This is a genomic window from Sphingobium sp. B8D3A (genome assembly GCF_025961995.1).
In the GTDB taxonomy this organism is placed as follows: Bacteria; Pseudomonadota; Alphaproteobacteria; order Sphingomonadales; family Sphingomonadaceae; genus Sphingobium.
In genome coordinates, this window is record NZ_JAOQOS010000001.1 from 885447 (window position 1) to 903787 (window position 18341).

Annotated in this window: 19 protein-coding genes; 11 read left to right on the forward strand and 8 right to left on the reverse strand. The window is 66.0% G+C overall.

The features are described from left to right. Positions 1–43: 43 nt before the first annotated feature. The 3 genes from tsaD (at position 44) to M2342_RS03955 (ending at position 3676) form a co-directional block, all read left to right on the forward strand. Positions 44–1081, forward strand: coding sequence for a tRNA (adenosine(37)-N6)-threonylcarbamoyltransferase complex transferase subunit TsaD (gene tsaD / locus M2342_RS03945; RefSeq protein WP_264578123.1), 1038 nt, complete (start codon positions 44–46; stop codon positions 1079–1081). Continuing rightward, positions 1078–2064 (forward strand): NAD(P)H-dependent glycerol-3-phosphate dehydrogenase, encoded by a 987-nt coding sequence (locus tag M2342_RS03950; protein ID WP_264576600.1) that lies wholly within the window; start codon positions 1078–1080, stop codon positions 2062–2064. The genes tsaD and M2342_RS03950 overlap by 4 nt, the downstream gene beginning before the upstream one ends. An 85-nt stretch (positions 2065–2149) precedes the next feature. Continuing rightward, a complete protein-coding gene (locus M2342_RS03955; RefSeq protein WP_264578124.1) occupies positions 2150–3676 on the forward strand; it encodes a lipopolysaccharide biosynthesis protein in 1527 nt (508 codons plus the stop codon). 67 nt (positions 3677–3743) lie between these two features. Here M2342_RS03955 and M2342_RS03960 read toward each other — a convergent pair whose 3' ends face one another. From M2342_RS03960 to secB, 4 genes are all read right to left on the reverse strand, one after another. Continuing rightward, on the reverse strand, positions 3744–4388 hold the full coding sequence (locus tag M2342_RS03960) for a DUF4136 domain-containing protein (protein WP_264578125.1): 645 nt from the start codon (positions 4386–4388) through the stop codon (positions 3744–3746). Positions 4389–4527: 139 nt separating this feature from the next. Beyond that, on the reverse strand, positions 4528–5532 hold the full coding sequence (gene trpS, locus M2342_RS03965) for a tryptophan--tRNA ligase (RefSeq protein ID WP_264578126.1): 1005 nt from the start codon (positions 5530–5532) through the stop codon (positions 4528–4530). An 89-nt stretch (positions 5533–5621) separates the two neighbouring features. Continuing rightward, positions 5622–7202: a murein biosynthesis integral membrane protein MurJ gene (gene murJ / locus M2342_RS03970; protein WP_264578127.1), complete on the reverse strand. Its 1581-nt coding sequence runs from the start codon at positions 7200–7202 to the stop codon at positions 5622–5624. A gap of 159 nt (positions 7203–7361) precedes the next feature. Beyond that, positions 7362–7853, reverse strand: a complete 492-nt coding sequence (gene secB, locus M2342_RS03975) for a protein-export chaperone SecB (protein ID WP_181558661.1) — start codon at positions 7851–7853, stop codon at positions 7362–7364. A 355-nt stretch (positions 7854–8208) separates the two neighbouring features. Between secB and M2342_RS03980 the strand changes: the two genes are divergently transcribed. The 4 genes from M2342_RS03980 (at position 8209) to M2342_RS03995 (ending at position 11549) form a co-directional block, all read left to right on the forward strand. After that, the gene (locus M2342_RS03980; RefSeq protein ID WP_264574404.1) at positions 8209–8859 is read left to right on the forward strand and encodes a Tim44/TimA family putative adaptor protein; all 651 of its coding nucleotides are present in this window, start codon (positions 8209–8211) and stop codon (positions 8857–8859) included. A gap of 20 nt (positions 8860–8879) precedes the next feature. Further along, positions 8880–10139 (forward strand): murein transglycosylase A, encoded by a 1260-nt coding sequence (locus tag M2342_RS03985; protein ID WP_264578128.1) that lies wholly within the window; start codon positions 8880–8882, stop codon positions 10137–10139. A gap of 2 nt (positions 10140–10141) precedes the next feature. Next, positions 10142–10705, forward strand: coding sequence for a Smr/MutS family protein (locus M2342_RS03990; protein ID WP_264571981.1), 564 nt, complete (start codon positions 10142–10144; stop codon positions 10703–10705). A 205-nt stretch (positions 10706–10910) separates the two neighbouring features. Further along, positions 10911–11549: a PEPxxWA-CTERM sorting domain-containing protein gene (locus M2342_RS03995; protein WP_264571982.1), complete on the forward strand. Its 639-nt coding sequence runs from the start codon at positions 10911–10913 to the stop codon at positions 11547–11549. A gap of 133 nt (positions 11550–11682) precedes the next feature. Here the strand turns inward: M2342_RS03995 and dapE are convergent, their stop codons facing one another. Then, complete coding sequence (gene dapE, locus M2342_RS04000; RefSeq protein ID WP_264578129.1) at positions 11683–12837, reverse strand: succinyl-diaminopimelate desuccinylase; 1155 nt, start codon at positions 12835–12837, stop codon at positions 11683–11685. A gap of 119 nt (positions 12838–12956) precedes the next feature. Between dapE and M2342_RS04005 the strand changes: the two genes are divergently transcribed. Further along, positions 12957–13421, forward strand: a complete 465-nt coding sequence (locus M2342_RS04005) for a cupin domain-containing protein (RefSeq protein WP_264578130.1) — start codon at positions 12957–12959, stop codon at positions 13419–13421. 124 nt (positions 13422–13545) lie between these two features. On the opposite strand, the gene M2342_RS04010 is transcribed toward M2342_RS04005, so the two are convergent. From M2342_RS04010 to M2342_RS04020, 3 genes are all read right to left on the reverse strand, one after another. Beyond that, entirely contained in the window at positions 13546–13935 is a 390-nt protein-coding gene (locus M2342_RS04010) for a hypothetical protein (protein WP_264578131.1), read from the reverse strand. 143 nt (positions 13936–14078) lie between these two features. Next, a complete protein-coding gene (locus tag M2342_RS04015; protein WP_264579980.1) occupies positions 14079–14747 on the reverse strand; it encodes a glutathione S-transferase family protein in 669 nt (222 codons plus the stop codon). A 19-nt stretch (positions 14748–14766) separates the two neighbouring features. Beyond that, entirely contained in the window at positions 14767–15999 is a 1233-nt protein-coding gene (locus M2342_RS04020; protein ID WP_181558667.1) for a NupC/NupG family nucleoside CNT transporter, read from the reverse strand. A 182-nt stretch (positions 16000–16181) separates the two neighbouring features. Between M2342_RS04020 and M2342_RS04025 the strand changes: the two genes are divergently transcribed. From M2342_RS04025 to M2342_RS04035, 3 genes are all read left to right on the forward strand, one after another. Next, a complete protein-coding gene (locus tag M2342_RS04025; RefSeq protein ID WP_264578132.1) occupies positions 16182–16865 on the forward strand; it encodes a queuosine precursor transporter in 684 nt (227 codons plus the stop codon). Between the two features lie 151 nt (positions 16866–17016). Next, positions 17017–17931: an acetylglutamate kinase gene (gene argB / locus M2342_RS04030; RefSeq protein ID WP_181558669.1), complete on the forward strand. Its 915-nt coding sequence runs from the start codon at positions 17017–17019 to the stop codon at positions 17929–17931. A 110-nt stretch (positions 17932–18041) separates the two neighbouring features. After that, complete coding sequence (locus M2342_RS04035; RefSeq protein ID WP_181558670.1) at positions 18042–18335, forward strand: YggT family protein; 294 nt, start codon at positions 18042–18044, stop codon at positions 18333–18335. Positions 18336–18341: the final 6 nt, after the last annotated feature.

Genomic DNA, 18341 nt, shown 5'->3' on the forward strand with positions numbered 1-18341 from the left:
TGCCGATAGACCCTGCGCGCGCACGTCTCTAGAGGAAAGTGCCATGCCCATCATCCTCGGTCTGGAATCAAGCTGCGACGAAACGGCGGCTGCGCTGGTCGCCAGCGATCGCACAATCCTTGCCCACCGTCTCGCGGGGCAGGAAGCGGCGCACGGTCCCTATGGCGGTGTGGTGCCGGAAATCGCGGCGCGCGCGCATGTCGAGGCGCTGATCCCGCTGGTGGAAGCGGCGTTGGCCGATGCCAAGCTCAGCCTCGCCGATGTCGATGCCATTGCCGCAACGGCAGGGCCGGGGCTGATCGGCGGGGTGATGGTCGGCCTTGTCACCGGCAAGGCGCTGGCCCATGCGGCCGGCAAGCCGCTGATCGCCGTCAATCATCTGGAGGGCCACGCGCTCTCGTCGCGTCTAGCCGATCCGTCACTGGAATTCCCCTATCTGCTGCTGCTGGTCTCGGGCGGGCATTGCCAGTTGCTCGAAGTGCGCGGCGTGGGCGATTATCGCCGGCTTGCCACGACCATCGATGATGCCGCGGGCGAGGCGTTCGACAAGACCGCCAAGCTGCTCGGCCTCGGCATTCCCGGCGGACCGAAGGTCGAGGCGCTGGCGGCGCAGGGCGATCCGCGCGCGGTGCCGCTGCCGCGCCCGCTGGTGGGCAGCGGCGAGCCGCATTTCTCCTTCGCCGGCCTCAAGAGCGCGGTGATGCGCGCAGTCGAGAGCGGGCAGTGGGCGGATGCCGACATCGCGGCGAGCTTCCAGCAGGCGGTGATCGATTGTCTGGTCGACCGCACCAAGCGCGCTCTGAATGCCATGACGGGCCGGCCGACGGCGCTGGTCGTCGCTGGCGGTGTGGCCGCCAATACGGGCGTGCGCGGCGCACTGGAGGGGCTAGCCGCTCAGCACGAGTTGCGATTCGTCGCCCCGCCGCTCTGGCTGTGCACGGACAATGCCGCGATGATCGGCTGGGCGGGGGCGGAGCGGTTCGCGCTCGGCCTGGTGGACGATCTCGCCGTGGCGGCGCGCCCGCGCTGGCCGTTGGACCCGGGCGCCGAGACGGTGCGCGGCGCGGGGGTGAAGGCATGAACGCCGCCGGGCCGATCGGTGTGCTCGGCGGTGGTGCCTGGGGCACGGCGCTGGCGCAGGTGCTGGCGGAAGGCGGCAGCGATGTGCTGCTCTGGGCACGCAATGGCGCGGTGGTGGAGGCGATCAACACGCGCCGCCAGAATGAGACCTATCTACCCGGCCAACCCCTCTCGCCACGCATTCGGGCGACACAGGCGCCGGGCGATCTCGCCGGCGCCGGGGCGTTGCTGGTGGTGACGCCGTCCCAATCGATGCGCGCTGTCCTGTCCCAGTTCGCGCCGCAGGGTCAGTCGCTGATCCTCTGCTCGAAAGGCATCGAGGCCGGGTCGCACCTGCTGATGCACGAAGTCGCGCGCGAGGTGATGCCCGGCTCGCCGGTGGCGGTGCTCTCCGGCCCGACCTTCGCGCATGAGGTCGCCGCTGGTCTGCCGACGGCGGTGACGCTCGCTGCCGAAGAGGAAGCGCTGGCCCGGCTGCTGGCCGATGTGATCGCGCGGCCGACCTTCCGGCCCTATGTTTCGGATGATGTGGTGGGCGCCGAAATTGGCGGCGCGGTCAAGAACGTCCTCGCCATTGCCTGCGGCGTGGTCGAGGGCGCGGGACTGGGGCAGAATGCCCGTGCGGCCCTGATTGCGCGCGGTTTCGCGGAAATGACCCGTTTCGGCCTGGCTCGGGGCGGGCGGCCGGAGACGATGGCCGGCCTGTCGGGTCTCGGCGATCTGGTGCTGACCTGTTCCTCGACCCGGTCCCGCAATTATGCGCTGGGCTATGGGCTGGGGCAGGGGCAATCCCCCGATGCGCTGCTGGCCCATCGCCATACGGTGGCGGAAGGCGCCTCGACGGCACCGGTGCTGCACGAAGCGGCGCGCGCACAGGGCATCGACATGCCCGTGACCGAAGCCGTCTGTGCGCTTCTTTCCGGCGCGTCGCGCGTTGACGATGTGATCGCCGCGCTGCTGGCTCGGCCGTTACGCGCCGAATGAGGGACCAAGAGACTTTGCGCACATCGATCGCAACGCCTATGGCTGGCTGGCGCGGCGCAACGGCCCGCGCCGGGGAGCGCCTTGCATGACCATAGCGCGTGGGGAGGCCGAGCAGGCCGAACGCGATGACATCTCGGCGCTGGCGCGGGGCGGCAGGGCCAATGTGCTGGGCTTCGTTCTGCGGCTGGCGGCGCGCATTCCCTTCCTGTTCATTGCCGGGCGGCTCTATGGCCCGGCGACGCTCGGGCGCTTCGCTTATGCCGTGCTGGTCATCGAATTTGCGGCCCAACTCGCCACCATTGGGCTCAAGCGCGGCCTCGCAGAGCAATTGGCGAAGGACAGCCGCCCGCAGGCCCATGTCGTTGCCGATGCCATGTGGCTGTGCATCCTCGTCAGCGCTGTGGCGGCGGGCCTGCTCATCGTCTTTCCTGAGGCGATGTTCCCCAATAGCGGCCTCAACGGGCTGGACCGGCTGCTGCCGCTGATCGTCATCGCCATTGCGACGACCGAGGTGGCGCTGGCAGCCTGTGCCTATCAATACAACATCGCCGCGACGGTGCGCGCGCGCGCGATTGTCGAGCCGTGGACGATCAGCATCGCGGCGCTGGCGCTCTATTTCTATTCGCCGCGCGACGGGCTGATCCTGGCTTATGTCGCCTCGATGGCGGCCGCGATGCTGGCGGCATTCTGGCCGCTGATGCGCCATTATGGCCTGCCGCGCGGCTGGCGACCGCATCCCGGGCGGATCTGGCATCTGGCCATGCGCAATCTGCCTCTGGCCGGTGCGGACGCCATCGAATGGGGTACGCGGCGTCTCGATCTCGCGATTCTGGGCCTGTTCGCGTCCCCGGCGATCGTCGGCATCTATTATGTCGCGCAGCAGGTCGCCTCCCTGCCGCAGAAGCTGAAGACCAGCTTCGAGCCGATTCTTGGCCCGGTGATCACCCGCAACATCGCGCTCGGCAATCATGAGGCGATTGGGCGCCAGGTGAGCCAGGTCGGCTTCTGGATCGTCGCGGCGCAGCTTGGGGTCGCCGTGGCGCTGGCGATGCCGGGCGAGGCGGTGATGGGACTGGTCGGGCCGACCTTCGTGATCGGTGCCGCCGCGCTTGGCGGCCTGCTGGCGGCGGAAGTGCTCGCGAGCCCGGCGGTGGTGAGCGAGGCGGCGCTGGTCTATCTGGCTCGCCTGCGTAACCTCTATCTCTCGCTCGCCACCGTGGGTCTGCAGGCGATGCTTACCGTCGGCCTGCTCATCATGGCGCGCCGTTATGAGTTGGCGGATGGTTATGTCGCCGCGATGCCGGCGCTGGCGCTGGCGATTGCCCTTGGCTGCGGCGCCATCGCCAAATCCCGGTTGCTCGGCGGTCTGCTGGGGATGCGCCTGCCGATCTGGCGGTCGAGCCTTGTGCTCTGCGGTGTCGTGGCCGGGCTTGTCGGCTTCGGCTTCACCCTGCTCCCCCGCCAGCTCGAATGGATCGAGCTGGTGATCGGCCTGCCGCTCACGCTGGCTGTCTATTGCGTGCTGATGTGGAAGGTCGCGTTCGGCGAGGCCGACCGCACGCTGTTCCGCAAGCAGAAGCTCGGCGCCAGCGGGGACGACACGCCCGCCTGACGAGCCCCAAGAAAAAGGCCGGCGCCTATAGGGAGGGCACCGGCCTGTTCGATAATCTGCCGAAAGCTTACTTCTTCGGTTCGGGCGCCACGGTCACGCGGACCTCTTCGCCATTATGCCCCGGGAAGCCCGTGAACAGCGCGTCGATGAGGTTCGGCACCAGATAGGTCAGCTTGTTGCTGAGCGACTGGGCGCGGGCGGTGCCCTCGAACAGCGGCTCGCCGCCGACCCGGTTGATCCGCATGTGCAGATCGCTCTGGTAGACCATGTAGCTCTCGATATCCGTATAGCCCGGTCCCCACATGAAGGGATCGTTCCAGCCCATCACATAGCGACCGCGCCAGCCGCGATAGTAGCCGGGATAATAGAAGGGATCGTAGAAGGGCGAGCGGGCAAAGCCGGTCGAGCGGACGCGCTGCGTGCCGCGGTCGACGCCATAATCCAGCTCGACGACGAGCTGCGCGCTCGCCGGGTCCGCCGCGCGGGTATAGCCCTGATCGACCAGACGCTGGGCGACCAGATCCGCATAGTGCTGGAATTCGAGGCTGCCGGCGAGATCCTGTTCGCCGGGCATGATCGTGAAGCTCTGGCCCTGCGCGGGCGGAAGCTGCTGGAAGCGGGCCACATCCGCCTTGAAGGGCGAGGCGCAGCCTGCGAGGCCAAGCGCAAGGAGCGAGGCCGCTGCAGTGACGAGGAGACGCTTGCTGTTCATAAGACGGTTCCGTTTCTCGGGCGAACACACCCTGTAGGACGTAGTGTACCGCTTGATACCTTAGGTCAAATGAACTGGTGTTGAATGCGGTTCCTGCAATCGGTGTGTCGTGTGTCGAAACGGCGCAGCGGCCTTCGGCTCAGCGCATCAATCCCATCGCCTCATAGGCGCCGCGCAGGGTGGGCTCGGCTGCCTTGGCGGCCGCTGCGGCACCGTTTTCCAATATGGCATCGAGCGCGGCATGATCTTCCTGCAACGCAATGAACCGCTCCCGGATCGGCGCGAGGTGCGCCACCAGAAGATCGGCCAGCGCCGGCTTGAAGGCGCCGAAGCCCTGCCCGGCGAACTGCGCGCACACCGCATCGGGCGTGGTGCCCGAAAGGGTGGCGTAGATGCCGACCAGATTGAGCGCCTCGGCCCGCCCGGCCAGACCGGCCGCCTCGGCGGGCAGCGGCTCGGCATCCGTCTTGGCCTTGCGCACCTTCTGCACGATGGTGTCGCTGTCGTCTGTCAGGTTGATCCGGCTCATGTCGCTGGGGTCGGACTTGGACATCTTCGCCGTGCCATCGCGCAGGCTCATGATCCGCGCCGTCTCCTTGGGAATGATCGGATCGGGCAGGGTGAACAGCTCCACGCCGAAATCGGTGTTGAACTTGACCGCAATGTCGCGGGTCAGCTCCAGATGCTGCTTCTGGTCCTCGCCTACGGGCACGTGGGTGGCCTGATACAGCAGCACGTCGGCGGCCTGCAGAACCGGGTAGACGAACAGGCCGACGCTGGCGCCCTCGCGATTCTTGCCCGCCTTGTCCTTGAACTGGGTCATGCGGTTCAGCCAGCCGATCCGCGCCGTGCCGTTCAGCAACCAGCACAGCTCGGCATGAGCCGGCACCCGCGCCTGATTGAACAGCACCGAGCGATCCGGTTCGATGCCGCACGCGACGAGCGCAGCCGCCATGTCCCGCACATTGGCCAGCCGCTGCTCGCACGTCTCGTGGACGGTGATCGAGTGCATGTCGGCCAGAAAGAAGAAGCAGTGCGACTCCGCGTCCATCTCATCCTGCATCCGCACCCAGTTGCGGATCGCGCCCAGATAATTGCCCAGATGGAGATTACCGGTCGGCTGGATGCCGGAGAGCACGCGCATGAGGAAAGTCCTGCTTTATAAGAAGAGCCCCGCTCTGTCGTCCGTGAGGCTTGGCGTCAAGCCGGGCGAACAATCGGGAGGGGGCGCCATCAGCGTGGTCTGCGCCGCAACTGCGCCTTCAGTTCGGCAATGTGATAGGCGCCAAAGCCGATGGCGGCGATTGCGTAGACAAGCCCGCCGCCACCGCAGAGCAGGCCGAGCGCGATGAGGCGGCGCCAGAAGCCGGCGGCCATATGCGCGTCGAGAAGCTGGTTGCCCGCCCAGAGCGCGGCGCCCATCAGCGCGCCCGCTGCGACGATGCGCAGCGCCTTGGCGCGGAAGCGCGCGTCGAGCGTGAGATGCTCCTTGCGGCTGAGCGTCCAGTAGAGCAGCGCGACGTTCACCCAGGCCGAGAGAGCCGTGGAAGCCGCAATACCGGCGGCGCCGAACCGCCAGATCAGCGTGAGATTGCCGACCAGATTGACCAGCATGGCAATGAAGGCGATGCGCACGGGCGTTTTCGTGTCGGCGCGGGCGTAGAAACCGGGGGTCAGCACCTTGATGAGCACATAGGCCGGCACGCCCGGTGCGAAGGCGGCGAGCACGGCGGCTGCGCCCAGCGTATCTTCCGCCGTGAAGGCGCCATGCTGAAAGACGCCGCGGATGATCGGCACGGCCGAAACGAACAGGGCGATCGCGGCGGGCAAGGCGAGGAACAGCGCCAGTTCCAGCGCGCGGTTCTGCGTCTCATTGGCCGCGCGGGTGTCGCCGGCGCCGATCTGGCGGGAGATGAGCGGCAGCATCGCCGTGCCGACGCCGATGCCGATCAGGCCAAGCGGAAGCTGGTTCAACCGGTCGGCATAATAGATCCAGCTCACCGAGCCCTGCGGCAGGAAGCGCGCTGCAAGCGAGGTGGAAATGAGCAGGTTGATCTGGATGGCGCCCTGGCCGATGGCGGCGGGCGCGATCAGCAGCAGCATCGCCTTGACCTGTGGCGAGAGGCGCGGGGCCGACAGCTTCAGGGCGACGCCGATCCGGCGGCAGGACCAGATCAGCCAGAGCAATTGCATCGCGCCGGAAACGGTGACGGCAATCGCCTGGGTGACGGCCGTCTCGATCTCCGTGTCGCCCCGGAAGAACAGCAGCGCGCCGATCATGCACAGGTTGAGCAGGGTGGGCGCAGCGGCGTTGACCCAGAAGCGGTTGAAGCTGTTGAGGATGCCGCCGAGCAGCGAGGTGAGCGAGATCAGCCCGAGATAGGGGAAGGTAATGATGGTGAGATGGCGCGCGAGCGCGAACTTCTCAGGACCACCATCCGGGAAGCCGCCGGTCATCGCCCACACGACCGGTCCGGCGGCGAGCATCATGACGATGGTGAGCGCGACAAGGATGGGAAAGAGGACCGAGAGCACCTGACCGGCAAAGCGAATCGCCGCCGCGCGTCCGGCCTCCGGATTATCGGCGCCCTCCTTGCCCATGATACGGTTGAACATCGGCACGAAGGCGGCGGAGAAAGCGCCCTCGGCGAACAGTGCGCGGAACAGATTGGGCAGGCGCCAGGCGATCAGAAACGCGTCCGACGCGAAACCGGCGCCGACATAGCGCGCCATCAGCATGTCCCGCACCATGCCGAGGACGCGGCTGACGAGGGTGAGGGCGCCGATGGTGCCGGTGGAGCGCAGCAGGCTCATGGCTGTTCCGTCAGTATCGACGTCGACAATATTCGGGCCGGCAGAACCGGCACCGCCCGGCAGCGCTGGGGAGCGGCCGGGCGGCGAAGGGTTGCAGTCAGGCGAGGAAAGGCAAGGCGCATGGGCATGACCCTTCCTCTATGCCGGACTGGCGGATGATCAGGCGTGGCCGGCGGGCTCGCCCTGCGCAGCGGCCTCGATCTGGGCCTGCTGCTGGACGTAAAGGGCGCCGAAATCGATGGGATCGAGCATGAGCGGCGGGAAACCGCCATCCTGCACCGCATCGGCCAGCACGCGGCGGGCGAAGGGGAAGAGCAGGCGCGGCGCCTCGGCGTAGAGAAACGGGCGCATCTGGTCCTCGGGCACGTTGCGGATGCCGAAGAGACCGGCGAACACCAGTTCGACCGCGAAGGCGGTGCCCTGCTCGGCCACGGCCTTGGCGCTCACCTTCAGCGCGACTTCGTACACATCATCGGCAATCTGGTTGTTGCTGATGTTGAAGTTGATGTCGATCTGCGGCTGCTCCTGCCACTGGTAGACGGCCGGCGCGTTCGGGTTCTCGAACGAGAGATCCTTCACATATTGCGCGATCAGGCCGATCTGGGGCTGGGTGTCGGCGCCATTGGCGACGGTGTCGGTCGTGTCGGTCATGCGTGAATCCTGTTCCTCGATGGTCGCTGCCATGCCGCCGGCGCAGGACCGCCGCGACCTAGAAGCTGGAAATTCGTCGGACACCGAGCGTGCCGGGCGAAACCGCGCTCCTTGTCCATGGGCGCGCCGCTTAGCAGGCACGCAAGGCGGGGGCAATGGGGGTGGCGCTTCCCGGGTGCGCGGAACGCTCGCGTGGCCGACGAAAATCGGGGTGAGGAGGCCGGGCGGCTGCGTTGGGGGCTTTTTTACCGAATGTCGGTATCGTTCCGGCGGTCTGGCGCGTTGTCCGTTTGAAGTTTTGCGCGAACGTGCCTATGTCTTGCGGGTTATGTTTTGAAGGAAGGGTGTTGACCTCGTGACCGTCATCGTCGTGCTGGCCATGATCTTCGCACTGCTGGCGTTGCGGCTTTACTCTGTGCTCGGCAAGCGCACGGGTCATGAGCAGCGGCAGCTTCCCACGCCGGCCGACGATCGTCCGGCCGCGCCCATGCCGTCCTCCGGGCAGGTCGACAATCGCACGCCCGCGCAGCGCGCGGCCGACAATGCAGTGGCAGTGCCGGCCCAGCCCGGGCTGCGCGCGATCATCGCGACCGACCGCAACTTCGATGTCGCGCAGTTTCTGGGCGGCGCCAAGGCGGCCTATGGCATGATCCTCGAAGCCTATTGGAAGGGCGACCGCGAGACGCTGCGCACCTATTGCGCGGACGATGTGTATGAGGCGTTCAGCGCCGCCATCGACCAGCGCGAGGCCGATGGGCTGACCATGGACAACAAGCTCGTCCGCATCGAGGACGCGCGGATTGATGCTGCGCGTGTCGAGAGCGGCACCGCCTTCATCGCGATCCACTTCGAAGCCGATCTGTCCGCTGTCACGCGCGACCGGGACGGCAATGTTGTGGCCGGATCGCTGGACGATGCCATCTCCACGGCGGAAACCTGGACGTTCAGCCGCAATCTCTCCAGCCGCGATCCCAATTGGGAGCTGGTGGAGACGGACGAAGGCTGATCGCGCGCAGGCGGATCGCCATGCCGGCTCGTTTTCAGACTCGTTTCAAGCAGCTTTCCGCTCTGGCAAGCGCGCTGGCGCTTGCGGCGTGCGGGAGCATGATTCCGCCGGGTGGGCCTGGTCAGCGACCCGTCCCCTCCCGGCCTTCTTCGCCCGCCACGCCGCCGCAACCGGCAACCCCGCGTCCGCCGCTTACCCCTGCGCCCGATCAGGCTGAGCTGGCGCCCGCCGTGGCGGCCGGCCTGACGCCAGGGCCAGCGATCGACACGGTCCTGCCGACCGCATCCGAGCGGATGGGGCAAGCCTTGCGCGCCTTCCGCCTCTCCTGCTACTCGCTGCTGCGTCGCCGCGACCAGAGCGGCCTCACTGGCAATGCCGACTGGCAAACGGCCTGCGCGGCGGCGGCAAGCTGGAGCGAGGCAAACGCGCGCGAATTCTTCCGTCGCTATTTCGAAGCCGTGCAGGTCGGTGACGGCAAGGCGTTCGCGACCGGCTATTACGAGCCGGAAATCGCCGGCTGCCGCACGCGCGCCACGGGCTGCGAGACGCCGATCTATCGCAAACCGGACGATCTGATCGAGGTCGATCTCGGCCTGTTCAGCGAGAGCCTCAAGGGTCGGCGCATCAGAGGCAAGGTGCAGGGCTCCAGCTTCGTGCCCTATGATGACCGGGCGGCCATCACCGCAGGCGTGCTGGACGGGCGTGGTCTGGAACTGGCCTATGCCGTCGATCCGGTCGAGTTGTTCTTCCTCGAGGTGCAGGGCAGCGGGCGGTTGCGCCTGCCTGATGGCGGGATCATGCGCATCGGCTATGCCGGGCAGAATGGGCGCGATTATACCGGCATCGGCCGGCTGATGCGAGACCGGGGGCTGATCCAGATCGGCTCGATGCAGGACATCATGAGCTGGCTGCGCGCCAATCCGGCGCAGGGCCAGTCGATCATGAACGAGAATAAAAGCTACGTCTTCTTCCAAGAGCTGACCGGTCCCGGGCCGCTGGGTGCGCTGGGCGTGCCGGTGACGGCGGAGGTGAGCGTCGCGGCCGACCCCACCTTCGTGCCGCTTGGCGCGCCGGTGCTGCTGTCGCTCGACCGGGTCGAGCCCAACGGGCTCTGGATCGCACAGGATACCGGTGGGGCCATCAAGGGCAGCAATCGCTTCGATACCTTTTGGGGTGCCGGTGAGCGCGCTCGCGGCATCGCCGGCGGCATGTCGGCCCGTGGGAGCGCCCTGCTGCTGCTGCCGATCGGCACCTATGCCCGCCTGACCGCTGGCCGCTGAGCGTGGCCCGGCGGGTTCTCACGCCCGATGAGCGCGCGCTCTGGGGCAAGCTGACCCGTACGGTGACACCCCTGCGGCGGGTCCGTCCGCTTCCACCGGTGGAGCCGGTCTCGGCAGCGGCTTTTGCTGCGGCGCTGGATACGCCCAAGCCGGTGAAGGGCCGAATTCCACCGAGTCGTCCCGTGGCGCCGCCGCCATCCCCTCCGGCGCCCGTCGCCGTGCCCGTGCTGGACGGCAGCTGGGAGAAGCGCATTCGCTCCGGGCGGATTATTCCCGATCATGCCATCGATCTGCACGGCCTCAATCTGGCGGCAGCGCATATCCGGCTGGAACGGGCCATCGGCGATGCCCTCGCGCAGGGCTGGCGGGTGCTGCTGGTGGTGACCGGCAAGCCGCGGCCCGCCCCGGCGCCCGGCGAAACCCGGCGACGTGGCGCGATTCGCGCGGAAATCGGTGATTGGCTGGCGAGGAGCGCCCATGCCCACCGCATCGCCAGCGTTCGCCAGGCCCATCCCCGCCATGGCGGGGATGGCGCGCTCTACGTGATTTTGCGCCGCAGCAATTAGGCAGCGCCGCGTGGCCCGGGATAGCCATGCGCACGAGGATGTCCGCGCTGGCATGTCGCCCGCTGGCAGGCAGGAAACCGCCATTTGCGTTCGTTCATATTCGCGCTCCGAAATGAGACAGAAATTTACCGCGTTTCTGCGAAATCCCATTGGACGGAGGGTTAAGAATCGATTAACAATTGCCTCTCTTATGTGGGAGTTGAACATGAACATGAACCTCTTTGCCAAGGCGTCTGCGATCGCCCTCGGCCTTGCCGCGGTTACCCCGGCGCAGGCCGTGACCTTCCTGTACTTCCCCGGCACGTCCGCACCGACGGCAGGCTACAATGTGATCAACCAGTTCGACACGACGGCTGGCATCACCGGCTCGAACTTCCAGATCAACACGCCGCCGTCCAACTCGACCGGCGCGCCGCCGGCCTATGCGACGTTCGGTTCGTCTTCCTATCTGTCGGTTCTCGCCAACGGTTCCGCGACGATCAACTTCGGCGCTGCCAGCGCGGTGGAGTTCGACTGGGGTTCGATCGACGCCTACAACACGCTGACCGTTCTGCTGGACGGTGGCTCCAGCTTCGTGATCACGCCGGGCGGCAACTTCACCAATGACGCAGACGGCAACCAGATCCTGGCGAACACCAATGGCCTGTTCCAGATCTTCGCTGAGGGTAACGAGAAGATCGTTGGCCTGACGCTGGAATCGAGCCGCAACTCGTTCGAGATCGACAATCTCGCGACCGTTCCGGTTCCGGAGCCCGCCACCTGGGCGATGATGATCGCCGGCCTCGGCCTGGTCGGTGGCGTGATGCGTCGCCGCGCTGGCGCCACGAGCGTCACCTTCGCCTGATTTTCAATCAGTCGACAGATTTGGGAAGCGCCGTCGGTTGGGAGACCGGCGGCGTTTTCTTTTGGTTTTGGGATCGGCGGTTTAGCAGGTGAGGCGCAAGGTTGCCTGAGCGGTTCGCGACAGCGCCGCCGCATCAACCGAGCGTTGGGGCTGCGCTCAGGATCCGCTTGTAGATGCGCGTGAGGCTTTCGATGTCGGCCAGCGATACCGCCTCATCCAGCTTGTGCATCGTCGCATTCAGCAGACCGAACTCCACGACCGGGCAAAGCGCCGAGAGGAACCGAGCATCCGAGGTGCCGCCGCTGGTGGACAGTTCCGGTGTGAGGCCGGTTTCGGCGGCGATAGCCTCGCTGATTAGGCTGGAAAACGGACCCGGCTGGGTGAGGAACGACTCGCCGCTGATCATGGCGCGCAGCGTGCCGCCTTCGGCCTCCACCAAGGTGCGGATTCGGGCAACCAGATCCTCGCCGCGATGCAGATCGTTGAAGCGGATCGAGATGCGGGCCGTGGCCTTTGCGGGAATGACATTGGTTGCTGGATTGCCGACATGCAGGTCGGTGATCTCGATATTACTGGGCTGGAACCAGTCGGTGCCCTGATCCAGTTCGATCGCCTCAATGGCGGACAAGATGCGCACCAGCGGCGAAATCGGGTTTTTCGCCAGATGCGGATAGGCGACATGGCCCTGCATGCCCTCGACGCTGATCCACATGTTCACCGAGCCGCGCCGGCCGATCTTGATCATGTCGCCAAGGCGCTGGACCGAGGTCGGCTCGCCCACGAGGCAGACATCGGGCGTCACGCCGCGCTCGGCCATATGGCGCATTAGCGCGCGGGTGCCGTGGACGGCGTCGCCCTCCTCATCACCGGTGATGATCAGGCTGATCGTGCCGGGCAGCGGGGCGCCCTCGGCATCGGCCCGCGCGATGGCCGCGACGAACACCGCGATGGAACTCTTCATGTCCACAGCGCCGCGCCCGTAGAGCAGTTCGCCGCGCCGCTCGGGCCGGAAGGCGTCGCTCGTCCACCCCTCGCCGGGGGGCACGACGTCCAGATGGCCGGCAAAGGCGACATGCGGGCCATCGCCCGTGCGGCGGACCGCCAATAGATTTTCCACCGGCCCGTGCGGCGGCTCGCCATCGATGAAGCGCTCGACGGTGAAGCCGAGCGGGGTGAGCATGGCTTCCAGCGCATCGAACACCGCGCCGGTCGCCGGTGTGACGGACGGGCAGGCAATCAGCGCTTCGGCAAGCGCGACAGGATCGGTGAGGGACGGGGCGGTGCTCATGGCGCCTGCGTTAGCCAAGCTTGCGCGCCAAGGGAAGCGAGGTCCGCGCCCTGCGCTCCCTCTGGCGGTGATGGGCCCCCTGCGGTAGCGAGGAGGGGCGCAACATAGGAGGAGCCGACATGCCCAAGATCGAGATCGAGCAGGTGGAGCAGAGCAACAGCACGGGCTATCCGCCGCCGTTCAACGAGCCTGTGGCCGGGCGCTGGCACCGGCGGCTCGGGCGCCATGCCGGCCTGACGCATCTGGGCGCCAGCCATGTCGTGCTGGAGCCGGGCGCCTGGTCCTCACAGCGGCACTGGCATCTGGGCGAGGATGAGTTTCTGATCATGCTATCCGGGCAGGCGGTGCTGATCGAGGACGAAGGCGAGACCATCCTGCACCCCGGCGATTGCGTGGCCTGGGCCGCGGGCGTCGCCAATGGCCACCATCTCGTCAATCGCAGCGCTACGAATTGCACCTTCATCTGCCTGAGCGCGGGGGACCGCGATGCCGGTGGGCGCTATTCCGATATCGACATGATCTTCACGGCTGGCGGCTATCAGCATCGCGATGGCACGCCTTATGGGACCGAGCGGTTGCCGTGAATGTGGTGTGTGCACCGGCGATATGCCTGTGCAACACACGCATGGTTATCCCAGCGACAGCAGGGATCGCCAGCCTGCTAGACTAACTGCTCGAAGAGGTCCTCCCAGTCGACGTTTGGAGCGATCACGCCGCCCAAACATATCTCACAATGCTCATGAAAAAAGCGAATACGAAGGCATAGCTGAACTTATCCAATCGGATAAGATCCTGCCCCTTCTTCAGCCTCACCTGGCCCACAAGGGCCATCATTGCCCCCAGGATGACTGGTGTGATGAACAAGTTGATTGTGCGGAGTGAGGGGTCTTCAATAACGGAATGAGGCAGAATGAAGAGGCTTACGCCGCCCGCTATCGTGCCCCAGATCATAAAACCAATTGTGGATAAGATCGGATTTCGCGGCCGCCGCATCGTATCCGCCAGGCTGCGAAGTCCCAGTTCTGCCAGCAGCTCAAAAAAAGCCTGAAGTAAAAGTTCACCTAAGAACTGTAGAATGACTTCGAAAACAAATTCCATCAGCGTGGTCGGTCCGATTAATAGACGCACAAAGACGCAGTGGGCGGGAATTTATGGTCGCATCTCGGATTTCGGGGTCGCCCGGATATTAACGGCGGGATGGCGTGGATCCCGGAATCGTCGCTCGCTCTCCCCCGAAAACATCATCCCGCGCCCGCAGGCTCCAGCCGCGGAATGACCCAGCTTTCCCGCGCGGCATCATCCAGCCATTCGCGCATCCAAGGGTGGGCGAGGATGGCGTCCATATAGGCGCGCGCTGCCGGCGGCACTGCGATGGAATAGGTGACGAAGCGCGAGACGACTGGCGCAAACATGATGTCCACGGCGCCGAAGGGGCCGAAGAGATAATCGCCCTCTGCCCCGAACCGCGAGCGGGCCTGTTCCCACAGGCTTACGATGCGCCCGACGTTGGCGGCAACATCGGGGCCGAGATCGCGCGGGGGGAGGATGTGGCGGGTGTTCATGCCGCAGGTCTGGCGTAGCGGCTGGTAACCGGAATGCATTTCCGCTGCCATCGAGCGGGCAAGCGCCAGCGCTGCCTTGTCCTGCGGCCAGAAGCGGGCGCCGCCGGAGAGCGCATCGAGATAGTCGATGATGGCAAGACTATCCCACACAGCGATGTCGCCATCCCACAACGTCGGCACCTTGCCGCCGGATACGGCGAGGTCGCTCTGCGCCTTGCGGGCCTCCCACGCCTCGTCGAACAGCGGGACAAGCACTTCCTCGAAGGGCAGGCCGGATTGCTTTGCCGCCAGCCAGCCCCGCAGCGACCAGCTCGAATAGACCTTGTTGCCGATGATTAGCGTCAGCATCATATCGTCTCCCGGCTGGTCAGAGGCTCAGCATCAGCCCGGCCAGCGCCGCGCTCATCAGATTGGCGAGGCTACCGGCGATCAGCGCCTTGATGCCGAGCCGGGCGATCATCGGCCGCTGATTGGGCGCCAGGCTGCCGGTCACCGCCATCTGGATGGCGATGGACGAGAAATTGGCAAAGCCGCACAGCGCGAAGGTGGTGATCGCCACCGTGGCGGGCGATAGCGTGGCCTGCACCTGCCCCAGCTCGATGAAGGCGACGAACTCGTTGAGCACGACCTTGGTGCCGAACAGGCCGCCCGCGACCTGCGCCTCGTTCCACGGAATGTTGAGCAGGAGCATCACCGGCGCGAACAGCTTGCCGATCAGCATCTGGAAGCTGAGATCGGGATAGCCGAACCAGTTGCCGACCCCGCCGAGCAGGCCATTGGCCAGCGCGACCAGCGCCACGAAGGCAAGCACCATCGCGCCGACCGCGACGGCCAGCTTCACGCCGGTCTGCGCGCCTTGTGCGGCAGCCATGATGAGATTGGCCGGCTTCTCCTCCTCATGGGTGGCATCGGGCAGGATGACCGGCTCGATCTCGGCATCGTCGGGATTGTCCGGCATGATGATCTTGGCCATCAATATGCCGCCCGGCGCGGCCATGAAGGCGGCAGCGAGCAGATAGTCGATCTGGATGCCCATCGAGGCATAGGCCGCGAGGATCGTGCCTGCCACGCCAGCCATGCCGCTCGTCATCACGGTGAACAGCTGGGCGGGCGTCAGGCTGGCGAGATAGGGCCGGATGACCAACGGGCTTTCGCTCTGGCCCACGAACACATTGGCGGCGCAGCACAGGCTTTCTACGCGAGAGATGCCCGTCACCTTCTGGATGGCGCCGCCGACCCAGCGGATGACGAACTGCATGATACCAAGATAATAGAGGATCGAGACGAGGCTCGCGAAGAAGATGATGACGGGTAGGGCGGCGATGGCAAAGCTGGTGCCGCCGACCTCCGGCCGGGCGAGCGGCCCAAAGATGAAGTTCGTGCCGGCCTGCGCATAGCCGAGCAGATTGCCCACGCCATGCGACATGGCAGCGATCGCGGCCTTGCCGGCGGGTACGTAGAGAACCAGCAGGGCGATGCCGGCTTGCAAGGCGAAGGCGGCAGCGACGACGCGCAGGCGAATGGCGCGCCGGTTGCCGGAGAGCAGCACGGCGATGGCAAGAATCGCGACGATGCCAACGAGGCCGATGAGGATGGGCATGGAGTGGCGGCTGTCCCCTGTTCGCATGGCCCGCCAAAGGGCCATCAGCGCGAATCGCTTATACAGGCGCGCTGCAGCGCGGCAATCGGCTGCGCGGCGGCGGGTGTCGTTGCACGGCGGCGCGTGGCATGTCGCGCACAGGGTCTCTTCCCGCCTCGCTGCAAAGGCATTAAGCGACGGGGATGACCGCACCCGCTCAGGCCTCGTCGGCACCCATCGCCCGCTCTCTGTTCGTCCTGTCCGTCTTCTATGGGGGCATGGTGTGCATCGCCGGTGTTCTCGGCAACAAACAGGTTTCGCTCGGGCCGCTCGGCGCAATCGGCTCGGCGCTCGGTTTGGGGGACTTGGCGGTGGAAGCCGGCATCTTCGCCTTCCTCCTGCTGGTCGTCGTCTCGAGCGCAGTGGCGGAACTGCATGGCCGGGCCGTTGCCAACCGGCTGGTGTTGCTGGGCTTCGTCCCGCTGATCGTCTCGATCCTGCTCTCCGTGGTCGTGCTGGCCCTACCCGCCGCGCACGAAATGGCGCCGGAGCGGCAGGCAGCCTTTGCCATGATCATGTCCGGCACGCCGCGCATCTGGGCGGGCGGCATCGTCGCTTACGGTATTTCGCAGATCCTCAACGTCACCATCTTCGCTGCGCTCAAGGGGCAGGCGGGGAGCCGGCTGCTGTGGCTGCGCGCCGGTACGGCGAGCGTGCTCTCGCAGATCGTCGATACGCTGCTGTTCGTCACCATCGCCTTTTACGGCGTCTTTCCCATCGGGGCGCTGCTGGTGGGGCAGATGCTCGCCAAGGTTCTGCTCTCGGCGTTGCTGGTGCCGCCGGTCATCTATGCGTTTGTGGCATTGGGGCGCAGACTCGACCGGTGATGTAATCCGTTCGGGCTGAGCTTGTCGAAGCCTCGCTCTTCTTCTGTATGGAGGGAAAGAAGTAGCACGGCCCTTCGACAAGCTCAGGACGAACGGGGAGGTAAGGGATTCCAGACCCCCTCCTTTCTTGCAGCGCGGGCCGCAAAGCCTTATGCGCCCGCGCATGACCGATCACGCACCCGATCCCGCCCTGCTGGCCAAGGCCGAGACCCTTACCGAGGCGCTGCCCTATATGCAGCGTTATGCCGGCGAGACGTTCGTCGTGAAATATGGCGGCCATGCCATGGGCGACCCGGAGGCCGCGCGCGATTTCGCCGAGGATGTCGTGCTGATGAAGATGGTCGGCATCAATGTGGTGGTCGTCCACGGCGGCGGGCCGCAGATCGGCGCGATGCTCAAGAAGCTGGGCGTCGAGAGCAAGTTCGTGAACGGCCTGCGCGTGACCGACGAGGAAACCGCGAAGATCGCCGAGATGGTCCTCGCCGGATCGATCAACAAGGAGATCGTCGGCTGGATCGCCCAGGCAGGTGGCCGCGCGGTCGGTATTTCCGGCAAGGATGGCGGCCTGGTGCTGTGCGAGAAGGTCGGCGGCAAGCGCGAGCCGGACCCGAACAGCGGCATCGAGCGCAATGTCGATCTGGGTTTTGTCGGTGACCCCGTGAAGGTCGATCGGCGCATTCTCGACAGCCTCTCGCGCGACGGCATCATTCCCGTGGTCGCGCCGGTTGGCATTGGCGCCGACGGGCACACCTACAATGTAAACGCCGATACCATGGCGGGCGCAATCGCCGCTGAACTCGGCGCCAAGCGCTTCTTCCTGCTCACCGACGTGGCGGGCGTGCTGAACAAGGACAAGGATCTGCTGAGCGATCTGACCCCGGCGAAGATCGGCGGTCTGGTCGAGGATGGCACGATTTCCGGCGGCATGATTCCCAAGGTGGAAACCTGCGTGAAGGCTGTCGAGGGCGGCGTGGAAGCGGCGGTCATTCTCGATGGGCGCATTCCGCATGTCATGCTGCTGGAGGTGTTCACCCGCCAGGGCGCCGGCACGTTGGTGCATCTGTAACGCGCGGCGCGCGGGGGCTATGGCGGTAGAAAATCACCGCCCTCAAGCAACTTGCAGCCGCTAGGCCCGCTGGGCTAGACTCTTCTCAACCTTCCACCACAGGACGAACCATGGCCGTTGCCCTTATCCAGACCTTGGCGATCCTGCTGAATGTCGCCTGGTGGATCATCATCGTTCAGGCCATTTTGAGCTGGCTGATCGCGTTCAACGTGATCAACACCAGCAATGATATCGTGCGCAGCATCTGGGTCGCGCTGGACCGGCTGACCGAGCCGCTCTATCGGCCGATCCGCCGGATCATGCCGGACCTGGGCGCGCTCGATCTCTCGCCGATGGTCGTGCTCATCATCATCATCATCCTGCAGGGGCCGGGCCTGACCGCGCTGGCAAGCCTGCTGCTCTGAGCGGAC